We start from the raw sequence: 14580 nt of genomic DNA on the forward strand, positions 1-14580 counted from the left end.
GATCGGGGGCGTTACTCCATCACGGGGATGGAGAATTCGCCGCCTTCCTTGATGCCTGACGGCCAGCGCGAGGTGACCGTCTTGGTGCGCGTGTAGAACTTGAACGCGTCGGGTCCGTGCTGGTTCAGGTCGCCAAACATCGACTTCTTCCAGCCGCCGAACGTGTGGTAGGCCAGCGGCACCGGGATGGGCACGTTGATGCCAACCATGCCGATGTTGATCCGGTTGGCGAAGTCGCGGGCGGTGTCGCCGTCGCGGGTGAAGATCGCAGTGCCGTTGCCGTACTCATGATCCATCGCCATGCCAAGCGCTTCCTCGTAGTTTTGCGCGCGCACGGTGGACAGGACCGGGCCGAAGATCTCGTGCTTGTAAATGTCCATATCGGTGGTGACATTGTCGAAGAGATGCGCGCCGACGAAGAAGCCGTCTTCGTAGCCTTGCAGGCTGAAGTCGCGGCCATCGACGACGAGCTTGGCGCCCTGATCGATGCCCGTTTGCACCAGCCGTTCGATATTGGCCTTGGCGGCGGCGGTCACGACGGGGCCATAATCCACATCATTGCCAGAGGTGTAGGGGCCGACTTTCAGCGCCTCGACGCGGGGCACCAGCTTTTCGATCAAACGATCCGCGGTCTCGTCACCCACGGGCACCGCGACCGAGATCGCCATGCAGCGCTCGCCCGCAGCACCGTAGCCCGCGCCCACCAGCGCGTCTGCGGCCTGATCCATATCGGCGTCGGGCATGATGATCATGTGGTTCTTCGCGCCGCCGAAGCACTGCACGCGCTTCCCGTGGGCGCAGCCCTTTGAGTAGATGTATTCCGCGATGGGCGTCGAGCCGACGAAGCCCACGGATTGGATCACCTCATGCTCCAGGATCGCATCGACCGCTTCCTTGTCGCCATTGACGACCTGCAGGATGCCCTTGGGCAGGCCCGCTTCCTCCATCAACTCTGCCAGCATCAGCGGCACGGACGGGTCGCGCTCGGACGGCTTCAGGATGAACGCGTTGCCGCAGACGATGGCGGGGGCGAACATCCACATCGGGATCATGGCGGGGAAGTTGAAGGGCGTGATGCCGGCGGTGACGCCGAGCGCCTGCTTCATGGAATACATGTCGATGCCGGGGCCTGCGCTATCGGTGTAGTCGCCCTTCAGCATCTGCGGCGCGCCGATGCAGTATTCGACCACTTCGAGCCCGCGCTGCACGTCACCCGCCGCGTCGGGCAGGGTCTTGCCATGCTCGCGCGACAGCGCCTCGGCCAGCTTGTCCATGTCGCGGTTGAGCAGATCCACGAATTTCATCATCACCCGCGCGCGGCGCTGCGGGTTCACCGCGGCCCAGGCGGGCTGGGCCCTGGCGGCGACCTCGACGGCCTGGGCCAGCTCATCGGCGGAGGCCAGCGGGACCTTCGCCTGCACTTCGCCCGTAGCGGGATTGAAGACATCGGCAAAGCGGCCGGACGTGCCTTTGACATGGGCACCGTTGATGTAGTGGGTCAGCTCGGTCATGGAATCCTCCCTTGGATTTGGCGCCAGTGTAGTCTTGCATTTCTGAGGGTAAAAGCGGCAGTTTGCCAAAATCATTTTGCAAAAATGCATGGGGTGTGCCGTGGCCGAGCTGAAATGGGACGACATGCGGGTGTTTCTGGCCGTGGCCCGGGCGGAGAGCCTGTCGGGCGGAGCACGGGCGTTGCGGCTGGACCCGGCGACGCTGGGCCGCCGCGTCTCGCGGCTGGAGGACGCGCTTGGGGCGGTGCTGTTCGTCAAATCGCCACAAGGCTACGCGCTGACGAGTGCGGGCGAGCGATTGATGAGCCGCGCGGTGGAGGTCGAGACCGCGATCCGCGGCGCGCGTGATGACGCGAGCGGCACGCAGGAGGGGCTGACCGGGCAAATCCGCATTGGCGCGCCTGATGGCTGCGCGAATTATCTGCTGCCGCAGGTGTGTTCGGCCATCTGTGCGGAGAACCCGGGGCTGGAAGTGCAGATCGTGGCGCTGCCTCGGGTGTTCAACCTGTCCAAGCGCGAGGCGGATATGGCGATTACGGTCTCGCCGCCCTCGACCGGCCGACTGACGAGCCAGCATCTGACGGAGTATCACCTGCATCTGATGGCGAGCCGGGAGTATCTGCGCGCGCATCCGATCACGGCGCTGGATCAGGTGAAGGATCATCCGGTGATCGGCTACATCCCCGACCTGATTTTCGATGCCGAGCTCGACTACGTGTCCGAGATCGGCGGGCCGCGGGCGGCGCTGGCCTCAAACTCGGTCTCGGTGCAGATCAACTGGGCGCGCAGCGGGGCCGGGCTGGTCATCGGTCACGACTTCGCGCGGCCTTTCGCGCCTGAGCTGGAGCGGGTGCTGCCGGACCAGTTCTCGCTCAAGCGCAGCTTCTACCTGGTGCGCCACGCGGATGACCGCAACATCCCGCGGCTGGGCCGGTTCGCGGCGGAGCTGGTGGCGCGGGTGCCCAGCGAAGTTGCGCGGCTTGAGGCCCGGTAGGGCGCGCGGCACTTGACGTGAGGGGCACGCAGCGCTCACACTTCCGTTATCCATTGGACCCGGGAGGAATTTGCGATGCTAGTGAGCCAGATTTTGAAGCTGAAAGCCGATGACGGCGTGGTGACGATTGCGCCGGGCGCGACTGTGTCCGAGGCCGCCCAGCTTTTATCGGCGCGCAAGATCGGCTCGGTCGTGGTGTCCTCGGACGGCAAACTCGCCCTTGGCATCCTGTCGGAGCGCGACATCGTGCGCGAGATCGGAAAGCGCGGCGCGGGCTGTCTGAGCGAGAGCGTCGAGAGCATGATGACCTCTAACCTCGTGACCTGCGTGACGACCGACCGCGCCGATGACGTGCTAGGCCGCATGACCCAGGGCAGGTTCCGCCACATGCCTGTGGTCGAGGGCGACCAGATGGTGGGATTGATCACGCTGGGCGATGTCGTGAAAGCGCGCCTCAGCGAGCTTGCGATGGAGAAAGACGCCCTTGAAGGCATGATCATGGGGCATTGAGCCCCCCGTGACGCGTCATGGATCGTGCATGTAGTTCCGCATCAGGGTGTTGATCGCATTTGTGCTGGCGCGCTGGAGCTGCATGAGCAGCTGTTCATCGACCAGAACCCGAGCGGTTTCGGGTTCGCCCAGAAGACCCATGACATGACGGCCGGAGAGGTCTCCGCACTTTTCGCCGACGTCTGATCAAGCAACCTGCTTGCAATCCTGCGCGCAATATTGTTGCGTGGCGGGGCTTTGACCACGAGGGCCTGCCTGATGCGCGTTGGATTATACCCCGGCACCTTTGACCCGATCACGCTGGGCCATGCGGATATCATCCGCCGGGCCTGCTCTCTGGTGGACCGGCTGGTGATCGGGGTGGCGATCAACCGCGACAAGGGGCCGCTCTTCTCGCTAGAAGAGCGCGTGGCGATGATCGAGGCGGAATGTGCCGCCCTGGCCGAGCAGACCGGCTGCGAGATCGTGGCGCACCCGTTCGAGAACCTGCTGATCCACTGCGCCCGCGATGTGGGCGCGTCGCTGATCGTGCGCGGCCTGCGGGCGGTGGCGGATTTCGAGTATGAGTACCAGATGGTCGGCATGAACCGCGCGATGGATGACAGTATCGAAACTGTGTTCCTGATGGCCGAGGCCGAGCACCAGGCGATCGCGTCGAAACTGGTCAAGGAGATCGCACGGCTCGGCGGCGATGTGTCGGGCTTTGTGACCCCCGCCGTGCGCGATGCGCTGGTGGAGCGCTTGAGGAAGTGATTTCGCCTTGGCTTGCGCCAAGCCGACCGGTTGGGGGGCCAGCCCCCCAAACCCCCCGCCGTATTTTTCGAACAAAGAAATGGGAGACGGGCGCCAGAGGTCTTGGGGTTTACACCGCCGGGGCAGTGTCTAGGTTGTGCGCCAAAGCAAATGCGAGGAGGGCCCCATGGCCGACATCAAAGACCCCGAGAATACGATCCTGATGGAACTGAAAGACGGCACCGTCACCATCGAGCTGCTGGCCGATGTGGCGCCGCAACATACTGCGCGCATGAAAGAACTGGCGCGGGCAGGGGCCTATGACAATGTGGCCTTCCACCGGGTGATCGACGGATTCATGGCCCAGACCGGTGATGTGGCCAATGGCAATATGGAGAAGGATTTCAACATCCGCCTTGCGGGTACTGGCGGCTCTGACATGCCGGACCTGCCGGCGGAGTTCTCGAAGCTGCCGCACGGGCGTGGCACGCTGGGGGCCGCGCGCTCGGCCAACCCGAACTCGGCCAATTCGCAGTTCTTCATCAACTTCAAGGACAATGACTTCCTGAACGGGCAATACACCGTCTATGGCCGCGTCATCGACGGCATGGAGCACGTGGATGCCATCGCCCGTGGCGAGCCGCCGATGAACCCGGACCGCATGATCTCGGTCAAGGTGGCGGCAGATGCGAATGGCGCTGCACCTGCGGCGGATGAGCCGGAAGCAGATGCGACGCCGGAGGCCGAGGGTGATGGCGGTGAATAAGATCTCACTCATCGCGGTCCTGCTGCTGGGCACCCCCGCCTTTGCGGCGGGCCTGGAGATCGATATCGCAGGCGAGGCCAATGGCACCATCAAGGTCGATCTGCTGGAAGAGGTGGCCCCGCAGCATGTGGAACGGATCACGACCCTCGCCGAGCAGGGCGCCTATGACGGGGTGGTGTTTCACCGCGTGATCGACGGCTTCATGGCCCAGACCGGCGACGTGCAGTTCGGCAAGGCGGGCGGTGATCTGTCCGGAGCGGGGCGCGGCGGGTCGGACCTGCCGGACCTGCCGGCGGAGTTCTCTGACCTGAACTATGACCGCGGGGTCGTGGGCATGGCGCGCAGCCAGAGCCCCAATTCTGCCAATTCGCAATTCTTCATCATGTTTGACGAGGGCGCGTTCCTGAATGGGCAATACACCGTCGTGGGTCGCGTGACCGAGGGCATGGAGATCGTCGACGCGATCAAGCGCGGCGCGGGACCGAACGGCTCTGTGCTTGGCACGCCGGACCAGATGCAGGCGGTGCGGGTGACAGACTAACGCGCTTTCACCTCGCCGTGAGGCGGGGTGGTTCCGAGACGGATTGCGGGTCATGCTGCCCCTGGTGTCAGGGGAGGACAGCATGGCCCGTTTTCTATGTGTGATCGCGATCTGGCTTGGCTTGGCGGATGTGGCCTTGGCCGAGAACCCGTTTCTGAAGTCCGGCTGGCCCAAGACGGATTTCTCGAAAACGACTGTGGATCTGTCCGAGATCCGCTCTGGCGGGCCGGGCAAGGACGGCATCCCGGCGGTTGATGATCCCACCTTTGTGCGGGTTGGGACTGAAAACCGCCTTGGCGCGCGCGAGCCTGTGTTGACCGTTGAGCTGGCAGGCCAGACGCCGCGGGCCTACCCGATCCGCTATTTCATGGTCCATGAGATCGTCAATGATGTGATCGGCGGGGTGCCGGTGGCGGTGACCTTCTGTCCGCTGTGCAACTCTGGGGTCGTGTTCGACCGCCGGGTCGGCGGGCGGGTTCTGAGCTTCGGAGTCTCCGGCAATCTGCGCCATTCGGACATGGTGATGTATGACCGCCAGACGGAGAGCTGGTGGCAGCAGGCGGTGGGCGAGGGGATCGTCGGGGCCTATGCGGGCCGTAGCTTGAAGACCCTTCCAAGCTGGATGGAGAGTTGGGAGGCGTTCAAGACGCGCAACCCCGACGGGTTAGTGTTGAACGCGCCGCGCCCGGGATTTCCCTACGGCTCCAACCCCTATGTGCGCTATGACAGCGCCGCGCGGCCGTTTCTGTATGACGGCACGCCGCCGCCCCATGGGATCGACCCGATGGCACGGGTGATCCGGGTGGGCGCGCGGGCCTGGCCGATGGAGCGGCTGCGGCGGGAGAAGAAGATCGCCGAGCATGGGGTGGTGCTGAGCTGGGCGGGGGAGCAGGCCTCGGCGCTTGATAGCCGCCAGATCGCGCGCGGGCGCAGTGTTGGTGCGGTGCGGGTGCAAGACGGGCAAGGGCGCGATCTTGTCCATGACGTGATGTTCGCCTTCGCGTATCACGCGTTTTACCCCGGTGGGGCGTGGGCGCTGAAGTAGGCGCGTGGGCGGCCTAGTCCCAGTTGGGCGGGCGTTTTTCCAGGAACGCCGTGATGCCTTCATCCGTGTCGTCGCGGGCCATGTTGGTGGCCATCACCTGGCCGGTGTAGGTGTATGCGTCCTCAGTTGTCATCTCGAGCTGTTCGTAAAACGCCCGTTTGCCGATTTTGACCGCGGCGCCCAGCTTGCTTGCGATCTGTTGGGCCAGTGCCGCGGCCTCCGCCGCGGGATCGTCGGCGGTGCGATTGATCAGGCCGAGCTCGACGGCCTTGGAGGCTGGTATGAACTCGCCGGTGGTGAGCATCTCGAACGCCTGCTTGGCCGGGATGTTGCGGCTGAGCGCGACCATGGGGGTGGAGCAAAAGAGCCCGATATTGACGCCGTTCACCCCGAATTTCGTGTCGATATGGGCCACGGCCAGATCGCAGGTGGCGACGAGCTGGCAGCCCGCGGCGGTGGCGATGCCATGGGCTTGGGCGATGACCGGCTGGGGCAGGGACTGGATGCGGGCCATCATGGCGGAGCAGCGCGCGAACAGGTCGAGCCAGGCGGCCTGGCCGCCATCCTCGGACTGGCGGGCGGCCTGCATTTCGCGCAGGTCGTGGCCCGCGCAGAATGCCTTGCCGCTGCCCGACAGGATCACGACGCGGATACTCTCGTCCTCGGCAATCTCCTCGAGCCGGGCGTGCAGTGCCGCGATCATCGCATCCGACAGGGCGTTCAGCTTGGCCGGGTTGTTCAGCGTCAGGTGGGCTGTTGACGCAACGTCCTTGCGCAGTACCAAATCGCTCATCTTGCCAGCTCCGTTCGCTTCTGATCCCCTGACGCCACGGTAGCGGCAGGGAGCGCGGCATGGAAGTGAAGATGGACGAAGCGGCGCTGCGCGACTTCCTGCGGCGCGACTTCACCCAGGTGGCCGACGATTTCGACTTCGTCGAGATCGCACCGCCCTTTGTGACCATGGCGCTCACCGCCTCCGACAAGCATCTGCGCCCGGGGGGCACCGTGTCCGGCCCGTCAATGTTCGCGCTGGCTGATGTCTGCGCCTATTTCTGCATCTTGTCCGTTCTGGGGCCAGTGGCCTTGGCGGTGACCACGAATTGCGCGATCGACTTCATGCGCAAGCCCGCGCCGGGGCGGCTGTTGTGCCGGATGGAGCTGTTGAAGCTGGGCCGCGCCTTGGCCGTGTGCGAGGGGCGGCTGTTTGCGGAGGCCGAGCCGGACAGGCCCGTGGCCCGCGCGTCGCTGACCTATTCGATCCCGCCGGGGCAAAGCGAGCGGCCCCGGACCGCCTGAGGCGGGGAGCTGCGCGGATATCTCGGTGCTGTGATTTGAAGAGGCGGGCCCGCCAGAGCATGTGGGCATGTGCCTTGGGCGAGGGGGTTTTAATCCCTCACCTCCGCTGAAGATCACCGGTGACCCTTGGGAGCCAGATACGCCCGCCGTCAGAGCAAAGCATCGCTGGCCAAGTGCCACATATGGGTACGACGGGGGTGTTAGGCCCGAAGGTTCGAACGGGGCAGGGTGTATCCTTTTGGCGTTAAGGATGTGTTACGCCTGCGAACGGTGGGTGTCCGGGTCTGGTTTCTGGCATGTGAGGTGGGGTATATAAATACCTTATTTGTAAAGCGCTGTTTTCGCTTGATAAAATCAGCCAAACTGCCGTTGACTGTACGTGCAAAACCTTTAGAACCACGCCATCCCAAGGGGCGCACGCGCCCCGTGGCCGCAATTCTTGAGGACACCACATGAAAACCTTTACCGCTACCCCTGGCGATATCGAGAAGAAATGGATCCTGATCGACGCCGAAGGCGTGGTTCTGGGCCGTCTTGCCTCGATCGTGGCGATGCGCCTGCGTGGCAAGCATAAGCCCTCCTTCACCCCGCATATGGACATGGGCGACAATGTCATCATCGTCAACGCCGACAAGATCCAGCTGACCGGCAACAAGCGCGAGAAGCCGAACTACTGGCACACCGGCCACCCGGGCGGCATCAAGTCCCGCACCAACGCCGAAATCCTGGAAGGCGCGCATCCCGAGCGCGTCGTCATGCAGGCCGTTAAGCGCATGCTGCCCGGCGGCCCGCTGTCGCGCCAGCAGATGACCAACCTGCGCGTCTACGCCTCGGCCGAGCACCCGCACGAGGCCCAATCCCCCGAAGTTCTGGACGTCAAAGCCATGAACAAGAAAAACACCCGGAGCGCATAAGATGGCTGACGAAATCCAATCCCTCGATGAGCTGAACACCATCGCCGAAGGCGTCGCCACCCCGGCAGAGGCCGTGGCAGATGCGATCAACCGCGAGCCCGTCCGTGACGAGCTGGGCCGGTCCTACGCCACCGGCAAGCGCAAGGATGCGGTCGCCCGCGTCTGGATCAAGCCGGGCTCCGGCAAGGTCACCGTCAACGGCAAAGAGCAAAACGCGTATTTCGCGCGCCCTGTGCTGCAGATGATCCTGCGCCAGCCCTTCACCGTGTCGGGCACCGAGGACCAGTTCGACGTGATGGCAACCGTCAAGGGCGGTGGCCTCAGCGGTCAGGCCGGTGCGGTCAAGCACGGCATCTCGAAGGCGCTGCAGCTTTATGATCCGTCCCTGCGCGGCGCGCTGAAGGCGGCAGGCTTCCTGACCCGCGACAGCCGCGTGGTCGAGCGGAAGAAATACGGCAAGGCGAAAGCCCGCAAGAGCTTCCAGTTCTCCAAGCGTTAAGCTGCGAGACACAGGTTTCGGAACAGGCCGCTCCTTCGGGGCGGCCTTTTTCGTCTTAAAGCAGTGCCTTAGGTCGCAGCGGTGTCCGTCGAGCCAATTGCGCTTTGCAGCACGATGATCTCATCGAGCGTGATATTGGCCGCGCCGGGGCCGCGCAGCTTGATGGTGAAGCTGTCGCCATCGGGGCCGGTGACCAGGATTTGCCCCGCCGGTGTGCCGGGCAGACCATCGGCGCGCAGCTCGATCCGGGTGTCCTCTGGCGCCTCGTCCGGGGCCAGTCGGATATGGATCAGCTCGCCCGGTTCGTAGTCGGAAATCGTCACGTCATTGGCCGCGCTGGAGACCACGAACAAATCCACACCAGCCCCGCCTTCAAGCTCTGCATCGCGCGCGCCCGCATCGGCAATGAGCGTGTCCGCGCCCGCGCCGCCCTGCAAGAGGTCCCCGCGACCCGCGCCGGAGTTGAGCGTGTCATCGCCTGCCGCGCCGATCAGGACATCCGCGCCGTCGCCGCCATCGATCCAGTCATCCCCCGCGCCGCCGTCCACCACATCATCGCCCGCGCCGGAAAAGCTGGTGTCATCTCCGTCCTTCAACATGATGGTATCGGGCGCGTCGGTGCCATTGAGCATGTCGTTTCCGTCGGTGCCTTCGCGGGCGGTCAGGGTTTGATCGAGCCCGGCGAGAATTGCTTCCGGATCGTCGCCGGTGTCGTTGAGATTGCGAAAGAGCAGGGGCAGCGATTGCGCGTCCCCAACCCCCGCGCCGGATACGGAGCTGTGCTGCTCGCCATCGATCAGGATGTCCAGGCTGCCATCGTCCTGCGCCGCGAAGCTGACGGTGCTGGTGTCGACGGGGTCAGGGCTATGGACGATAATCTGGTCGCCGTCCTCGTAATCGGTGATCTCGTTGCCGGGGTTGGCGAGGTCGATCACGAAGAGATCGGCCCCCTCACCACCGGTCATCTGATCCTCACCGGGGCCTGCGATCAGTACGTCGTTGCCATCCTCGCCATTCAAGGTGTCGTCGCCCGCACCGCCGTAGATTGCGTCGTCGCCGGCCCCGGCGCGGACCGTGTCGTCGCCGGAGCCCGCGACGATGACGTCATCCTCGTCGGTTCCCGACAGGATATCGGGGCCACTGCTGCCACGGATGATCTCTTCGCCCTCGGCCTCTTCGGGCTCCTCGGCGGCGCGGGCGGCGAGCTCTTCGATATCGACGAAGGCCGTGGCGGCGGTACTGAGAATCGCGACAAGGATAAAGACGGTGACCATTGACTGCTCCAACTGGTAAAAACCGCAGCACCCGCGACGGTCCTCGGGGCTGTTGGAGGCGGAAATAGCCGAATGGGTTATAAATTTATCTTAATCGATGCGAGATTTTATCGTGAGCGGCGGCCCTAACATGGATCAGAACGGCTCCAAGTCCTTCGCCAGACTGACAAAAACCGGATGATCTGGCAGCAAGACCTGCGGCGCGATCTGAGTGAGTTCGGCGTGCGACGGGCGCACCGGGGCGGGCACGCCAAGGAACCCGCCATGGGCGAAGGCCGTGCGCAGATAGTCGATGAAGCTGGCGGGCGGCCCGTGCTCGAAGATCATCGGGCTGACCCGCTGGCTGGGCAGGAACAGATGCGCGCCGGTGGTGCCTGAGACGTTGGCCTTGTGCTCGAAGCTTGGTGCGATTTCGGCCATCAGGCCGAGCCCGCCCATGGGGTGCGGGACCAGTTCGGCCTCCATCTCCGCCCCGATATCGCTGAGGTATTCGAGGTTGATCACCAAGGGGTTCCAGTCGCCAAGCCGCGCGATCACCGGGTCGTCGGACAGATGCGGGCGGCGGTCCTCTGTCTCGACCACGCGGCGGCGCGCGTCCGTGCCGCCGAGACCCGACAGCGCGTTCTCCAAAGCTCTCTGGACCGGGGTGCGCGCCGTGATCCCGGCCTGGGGCGGCTTGCCCGGGTGGCGCTGACGCAGGTCGATGATGCCCACGACCCGCGCGAAGAGATCAAGCGCGCGCGGCAGGAAATCGGAGCGGCCAGCAAAGGCGGGCAGGTCGCCGAACCGGTCTTCGAGCGTCTCCTCAATCCGGCCCAGATGGACGGAGATCTGGCGATGGGGCGGCACGGCATCGGAGTATCGTCCCGCCTCGCATTCGAACCGGTAGCCGGTGTCGCGCAGGCGGGTGATGACGGTATCGGTGTTGCGCGCGACCCGGGCGAAGGTCTCGCGCATGACCGCCTCGGCGTCGGCCGCATCTGGCGCGCTTTCGAGCGCCTCCCAGACGGCGTCGTGCTCGCCCGCGATGTATCGTGCAAGCAGGCTCACGTATCGGGCGGGATCAGGCCGAGGCCGCGCAGATAGATGCCAATGCCGGTTTCCAGCAGGTCCTCGGGCGGGAAGGGGGCCTTGGCCCCGGGTGTGCCGCGGGCGAAGAGCTCGACCACGCCGTGGGACATGGCCCAGATATGGCTGGAGAACATCGCCGCGGGCGGACGTTTGTCGGCGGGGATATTCTCTGACAGCTTGGCGGCGGCGCGTTCCAGCACGCCGCGCGACCGCTCGGAGGCCAGCGCCAGCTCGGCGCTGGATTGCAGGTTCACGCCGCTCTCGAACATCGCCACATAATGGCCGGGAAACTTGCGCGCGAAGGCGAGATAGGCGCGGCCCGTGGCCTCGAACGCCTTGAGCGCGGTGGGTTTGCCGTCGCCATAGGCGTGCTCCATCAGGTCGCCGAAGATGCGGTGGCCCTGCAGGGCGCATTCCGCGATCAGCGTCTCGCGCCCGTCGAAATGGCGGTAGACGGCGGCGGGGGTGACCCCCGCCAGCTTGGCGGCTTCGGCCACGGTAAAGCCCGAGGGGCCCTTCTGTTCGATCAGCTGCAGTGTCGCCTCGACCAGCGCCTGTTTGAGATTGCCGTGATGATAGCCGCGCTTGGGCATCTAGGGGGCCTCAGTCACTGACGGACCACTTGTCGACGCCGCCGCAGATCTGGGCGTCGGGTCGGTCGGCCACGCGGTCGTTCTTGGTCTTGTATTGGATCGTGTTGAGCACGCGCTTGAGCGCCGCAATCCGGGCGCGGCGCTTGTCGTCGGAGCGGATGACGGTCCAGCGCGCGTCCTTGTGGTCGGATTTCTCGAACGTCTCTGCGATGGCCTGGGTGTAGGCGTCCCACTTGTGCAGGCCCTTGACGTCGATGCCCGACAGTTTCCACTGCTTGAGCTTGTCACCCTCGCGCTGGAGCATCCGGCGCAACTGCTCGGCCCGGCCGACATTGAGCCAGAGCTTGATCAGGATCACGTCATCTTCGACCAGCATCCGCTCGAAATCGGTGACCTGCTTGAAGAACAGCTCGCGTTCCTTGACCGAGCAAAAGCCGAACACATGCTCCACCACGCCGCGATTGTACCAGCTGCGATCGAACAGAGTGATCTGACCCTCGGTCGGCAATTCCTTGATATAGCGTTGGAAATACCACTGCCCGCGCTCTTCCTCGGTGGGCTTGGACAGCGCCACGGTCTTGCAGATGCGCGGGTTCAGGTTCTCGCGGAAGCGCTTGATCGTGCCGCCCTTGCCCGCGGCATCGCGCCCCTCGAAAACGATGGCGACGCGCTTGCCCTCGGAATGAACCCAGGCCTGCAGCTTGACCAGCTCGACTTGCAGGCGCTCCATCGTCTCATCATACGCGGCGCGCTTCATCCGCCGCTCGTACGGGTAGGTCGCGGCAAGAATGTCGTTCTTGCCCGCGTTCCGGATCGCGTTTTGCACGTTCTCGGGAATATCCTCGTTGAAAAACTTGGAGATGGCGCCGTCGAAGGGCAGGGTCATAGGTGGCCTCTTGTCCGTTGGTCCGGCGAGTATGGCGCGGAAGCCTAGCGCAGGCCAGCGCGTTTTGCCGCCGACCGGAGGGCGTCGATGACCTGTGCCTCGGCGGCGTGCTGGGGCATGTGGCCGATGCCTTCAAGCGGGATCAGTCGGGAGTTCGGCAGCTCCTCGTGAAGCGGCTCGGCATGCACATCGAAGGGCACCGTTGTGTCGGCGGTGCCATGCACGATCTCGACCGGGATTTCGAGGTCTTTGTAGCGCTCTGACTGCGCGACGATCTGCGGGCGCAGGGTCTTCACCATGCCCGCATTGGTGACGAGCTGGATCGGGCGCACGGCCAGATCAAGGCCCATATGATCCAGATACCCCGGCGGCACCGGATCGGGCGCGAAGATGTTTTCGACCGTGTCCTGCCCGCGCTCCTCGGTCGCAAAGGTGGCGGCAAGCGGGGCCAGGATGTTGCGGCCCAGCCAGCCCGACATACGGTAGTAGAACGCGTCGATATCGCCGGGCCACGGGTTCGAGACGCCTGCCACGATCACAGCCGCCTTCGCGTCGTGATTGAGCGCGTAGGACAGCGCCACCGCGCCGCCATAGCTTTGGCCCAGAACGATCGGATCTTTAGCGCCAAGCTGGTTAACAGCGGCGGCGATCAGGGCGGATTGCTCGTCGATGGTCTCGAACTCGTTTGCGCGGGTCGGGATGCGCGAGGAATAGCCGTGGCCGGGGCGATCCACCGCAAAGAAGCGGAACTCGCCCTTGAGCTTCGGGATCAGCGAATAGGTCCATTCGCGCCAATTGCCGCCCGCGCCGTGGATCAGGATCACATCGGGGCCGGTGCCTTCGACATGGACGTGAACCTTGGCCCCGTTGATGGTGAGCATTTCGCCGGTGGGGGGCGTGTCGCGCAACGCGTTGGCGCGGCGTTGGTCGATGCTGCTCTTCAGCACCACGCCGCAGCCCGCAAGGATCGCCACGAGGGCTGCGAGAAGGCCGAATTTAAGCACCGATCAGCTCCATATCGAAATGAGTTGTCTGGTATATCTCATTGATCCAATTGCCATAAAGCAGATGCGCGTGGCTGCGCCAGCGGTTCATGGGCGGCCTGCTGGGATCGTCATCCGGGTAGTAATTGTCGGGCACGTTGATGGGCGTTCCGGCCGCGATATCGCGGTCATATTCTTCCTTCAGCGTGCCGCTGTCATACTCGAAATGGTTGAAGATGTAGAGCGCGCGGTGGGCGCGATCCTCGACCAGGCAGGGCCCCGCCTTTTCACTACCCAGAAGCGTGGTCAGCCCGTCCGCGGCGTCGATCTCTGCCTGTTTCATCTCTGTCCAGCGCGAGACCGGGATGACGAACTCGTCGGAGAAGCCGCGCAGATAGGGCGAGGCGGGGGCGAGGTTGGTGTGGCGGAAGCACCCGAACAGCTTGTGGTCCAGAAGATGCTTCTGGACCCCGTGGAAGTGGTTAATCATCGCCATGCCGCCCCAACAGACGCCAAAGGTCGAATGCACATTGGTCTGGGTCCAGTTCATGACCTCGACCAGCTCGTCCCAATAGGTCACATCGGTGAACTCCAGATGTTCGATCGGGGCGCCGGTGATGATCAGCCCGTCGAACTTTTCGCCCTTCACCTCCTGGAACGGGCGATAGAATTCGGCCATGTGCTCTGCCGCGGTGGTCTTGGTCTGGTGTTCGGACATGCGGATCAACGACAGCTCGATCTGCAGAGGCGTGGCCCCGATCAGCCGGGCAAACTGGTTCTCGGTCTGGATCTTCTTGGGCATCAGGTTCAACAGCCCGATGCGCAGGGGACGGATGTCCTGGCGCGCGGCCTGCCGCTCTGACATCACGCTTACGCCCTCGCGCGACAGCACGTCATAGGCGGGCAGCGAGGAGGAGGGCAGTTTGATCGGCATGTCGACGTCGTCCTTTGGCGAGCCTTACCAG

The 14580-nt window shown here is 64.3% G+C and carries 17 protein-coding genes and 1 pseudogene; 10 read left to right on the forward strand and 8 right to left on the reverse strand.

The genetic code is table 11. From position 1 onward, the window contains the following. Positions 1-11: 11 nt before the first annotated feature. Complete coding sequence (locus tag C8N43_RS02090; protein WP_107844031.1) at positions 12-1511, reverse strand: CoA-acylating methylmalonate-semialdehyde dehydrogenase; 1500 nt, start codon at positions 1509-1511, stop codon at positions 12-14. A gap of 109 nt (positions 1512-1620) precedes the next feature. Here C8N43_RS02090 and C8N43_RS02095 point away from each other — a divergent pair, with 109 nt between their 5' ends. The 7 genes and pseudogenes from C8N43_RS02095 to C8N43_RS02120 all read left to right on the forward strand — a co-directional run bounded on the left by C8N43_RS02095 (position 1621) and on the right by C8N43_RS02120 (position 6099). Continuing rightward, positions 1621-2505: a LysR family transcriptional regulator gene (locus C8N43_RS02095; RefSeq protein WP_107846201.1), complete on the forward strand. Its 885-nt coding sequence runs from the start codon at positions 1621-1623 to the stop codon at positions 2503-2505. A 75-nt stretch (positions 2506-2580) separates the two neighbouring features. Beyond that, positions 2581-3015, forward strand: coding sequence for a CBS domain-containing protein (locus C8N43_RS02100; protein ID WP_107844032.1), 435 nt, complete (start codon positions 2581-2583; stop codon positions 3013-3015). A 24-nt stretch (positions 3016-3039) separates the two neighbouring features. Continuing rightward, positions 3040-3201 (forward strand): hypothetical protein, encoded by a 162-nt coding sequence (locus tag C8N43_RS19525; RefSeq protein ID WP_158269891.1) that lies wholly within the window; start codon positions 3040-3042, stop codon positions 3199-3201. A gap of 72 nt (positions 3202-3273) precedes the next feature. Next, entirely contained in the window at positions 3274-3768 is a 495-nt protein-coding gene (gene coaD, locus C8N43_RS02105) for a pantetheine-phosphate adenylyltransferase (RefSeq protein ID WP_107844033.1), read from the forward strand. A 166-nt stretch (positions 3769-3934) separates the two neighbouring features. After that, positions 3935-4438: pseudogene (locus C8N43_RS02110) on the forward strand (peptidylprolyl isomerase); the annotation flags it as partial. 67 nt (positions 4439-4505) lie between these two features. Then, positions 4506-5054 (forward strand): peptidylprolyl isomerase, encoded by a 549-nt coding sequence (locus C8N43_RS02115; RefSeq protein WP_425437027.1) that lies wholly within the window; start codon positions 4506-4508, stop codon positions 5052-5054. Positions 5055-5136: 82 nt separating this feature from the next. Beyond that, positions 5137-6099: a DUF3179 domain-containing protein gene (locus C8N43_RS02120; protein WP_107846202.1), complete on the forward strand. Its 963-nt coding sequence runs from the start codon at positions 5137-5139 to the stop codon at positions 6097-6099. Between the two features lie 13 nt (positions 6100-6112). On the opposite strand, the gene C8N43_RS02125 is transcribed toward C8N43_RS02120, so the two are convergent. Beyond that, the gene (locus C8N43_RS02125) at positions 6113-6892 is read right to left on the reverse strand and encodes an enoyl-CoA hydratase (protein WP_107844036.1); all 780 of its coding nucleotides are present in this window, start codon (positions 6890-6892) and stop codon (positions 6113-6115) included. Between the two features lie 59 nt (positions 6893-6951). Between C8N43_RS02125 and C8N43_RS02130 the strand changes: the two genes are divergently transcribed. From C8N43_RS02130 to rpsI, 3 genes are all read left to right on the forward strand, one after another. After that, positions 6952-7395 carry a PaaI family thioesterase gene (locus C8N43_RS02130; RefSeq protein ID WP_107844037.1) on the forward strand — a complete coding sequence of 148 codons (444 nt, stop codon included), beginning with the start codon at positions 6952-6954 and terminating at the stop codon, positions 7393-7395. 452 nt (positions 7396-7847) lie between these two features. Continuing rightward, positions 7848-8309, forward strand: a complete 462-nt coding sequence (gene rplM / locus C8N43_RS02135; protein ID WP_107844038.1) for a 50S ribosomal protein L13 — start codon at positions 7848-7850, stop codon at positions 8307-8309. A gap of 1 nt (position 8310) precedes the next feature. After that, a complete protein-coding gene (gene rpsI / locus C8N43_RS02140; protein ID WP_107844039.1) occupies positions 8311-8808 on the forward strand; it encodes a 30S ribosomal protein S9 in 498 nt (165 codons plus the stop codon). A gap of 68 nt (positions 8809-8876) precedes the next feature. Here the strand turns inward: rpsI and C8N43_RS02145 are convergent, their stop codons facing one another. The 6 genes from C8N43_RS02145 to metA form a co-directional block, all read right to left on the reverse strand. After that, positions 8877-10082, reverse strand: a complete 1206-nt coding sequence (locus C8N43_RS02145; protein ID WP_107844040.1) for a calcium-binding protein — start codon at positions 10080-10082, stop codon at positions 8877-8879. A gap of 135 nt (positions 10083-10217) precedes the next feature. Beyond that, the gene (locus C8N43_RS02150; protein ID WP_107844041.1) at positions 10218-11132 is read right to left on the reverse strand and encodes a hypothetical protein; all 915 of its coding nucleotides are present in this window, start codon (positions 11130-11132) and stop codon (positions 10218-10220) included. Beyond that, positions 11129-11746, reverse strand: a complete 618-nt coding sequence (locus C8N43_RS02155) for a TetR/AcrR family transcriptional regulator (protein ID WP_107844042.1) — start codon at positions 11744-11746, stop codon at positions 11129-11131. The genes C8N43_RS02150 and C8N43_RS02155 overlap by 4 nt, the downstream gene beginning before the upstream one ends. Positions 11747-11756: 10 nt before the next feature. After that, the gene (ppk2, locus tag C8N43_RS02160) at positions 11757-12632 is read right to left on the reverse strand and encodes a polyphosphate kinase 2 (RefSeq protein WP_107844043.1); all 876 of its coding nucleotides are present in this window, start codon (positions 12630-12632) and stop codon (positions 11757-11759) included. A 44-nt stretch (positions 12633-12676) separates the two neighbouring features. Further along, on the reverse strand, positions 12677-13636 hold the full coding sequence (locus C8N43_RS02165) for an alpha/beta fold hydrolase (protein ID WP_107844044.1): 960 nt from the start codon (positions 13634-13636) through the stop codon (positions 12677-12679). Beyond that, positions 13629-14549: a homoserine O-acetyltransferase MetA gene (gene metA / locus C8N43_RS02170; protein ID WP_107844045.1), complete on the reverse strand. Its 921-nt coding sequence runs from the start codon at positions 14547-14549 to the stop codon at positions 13629-13631. Before metA ends, C8N43_RS02165 begins: the two co-directional genes overlap by 8 nt. Between the last annotated feature and the right edge of the window lie 31 nt (positions 14550-14580).

The organism is Litoreibacter ponti, assembly GCF_003054285.1.
GTDB lineage: Bacteria > Pseudomonadota > Alphaproteobacteria > Rhodobacterales > Rhodobacteraceae > Litoreibacter > Litoreibacter ponti.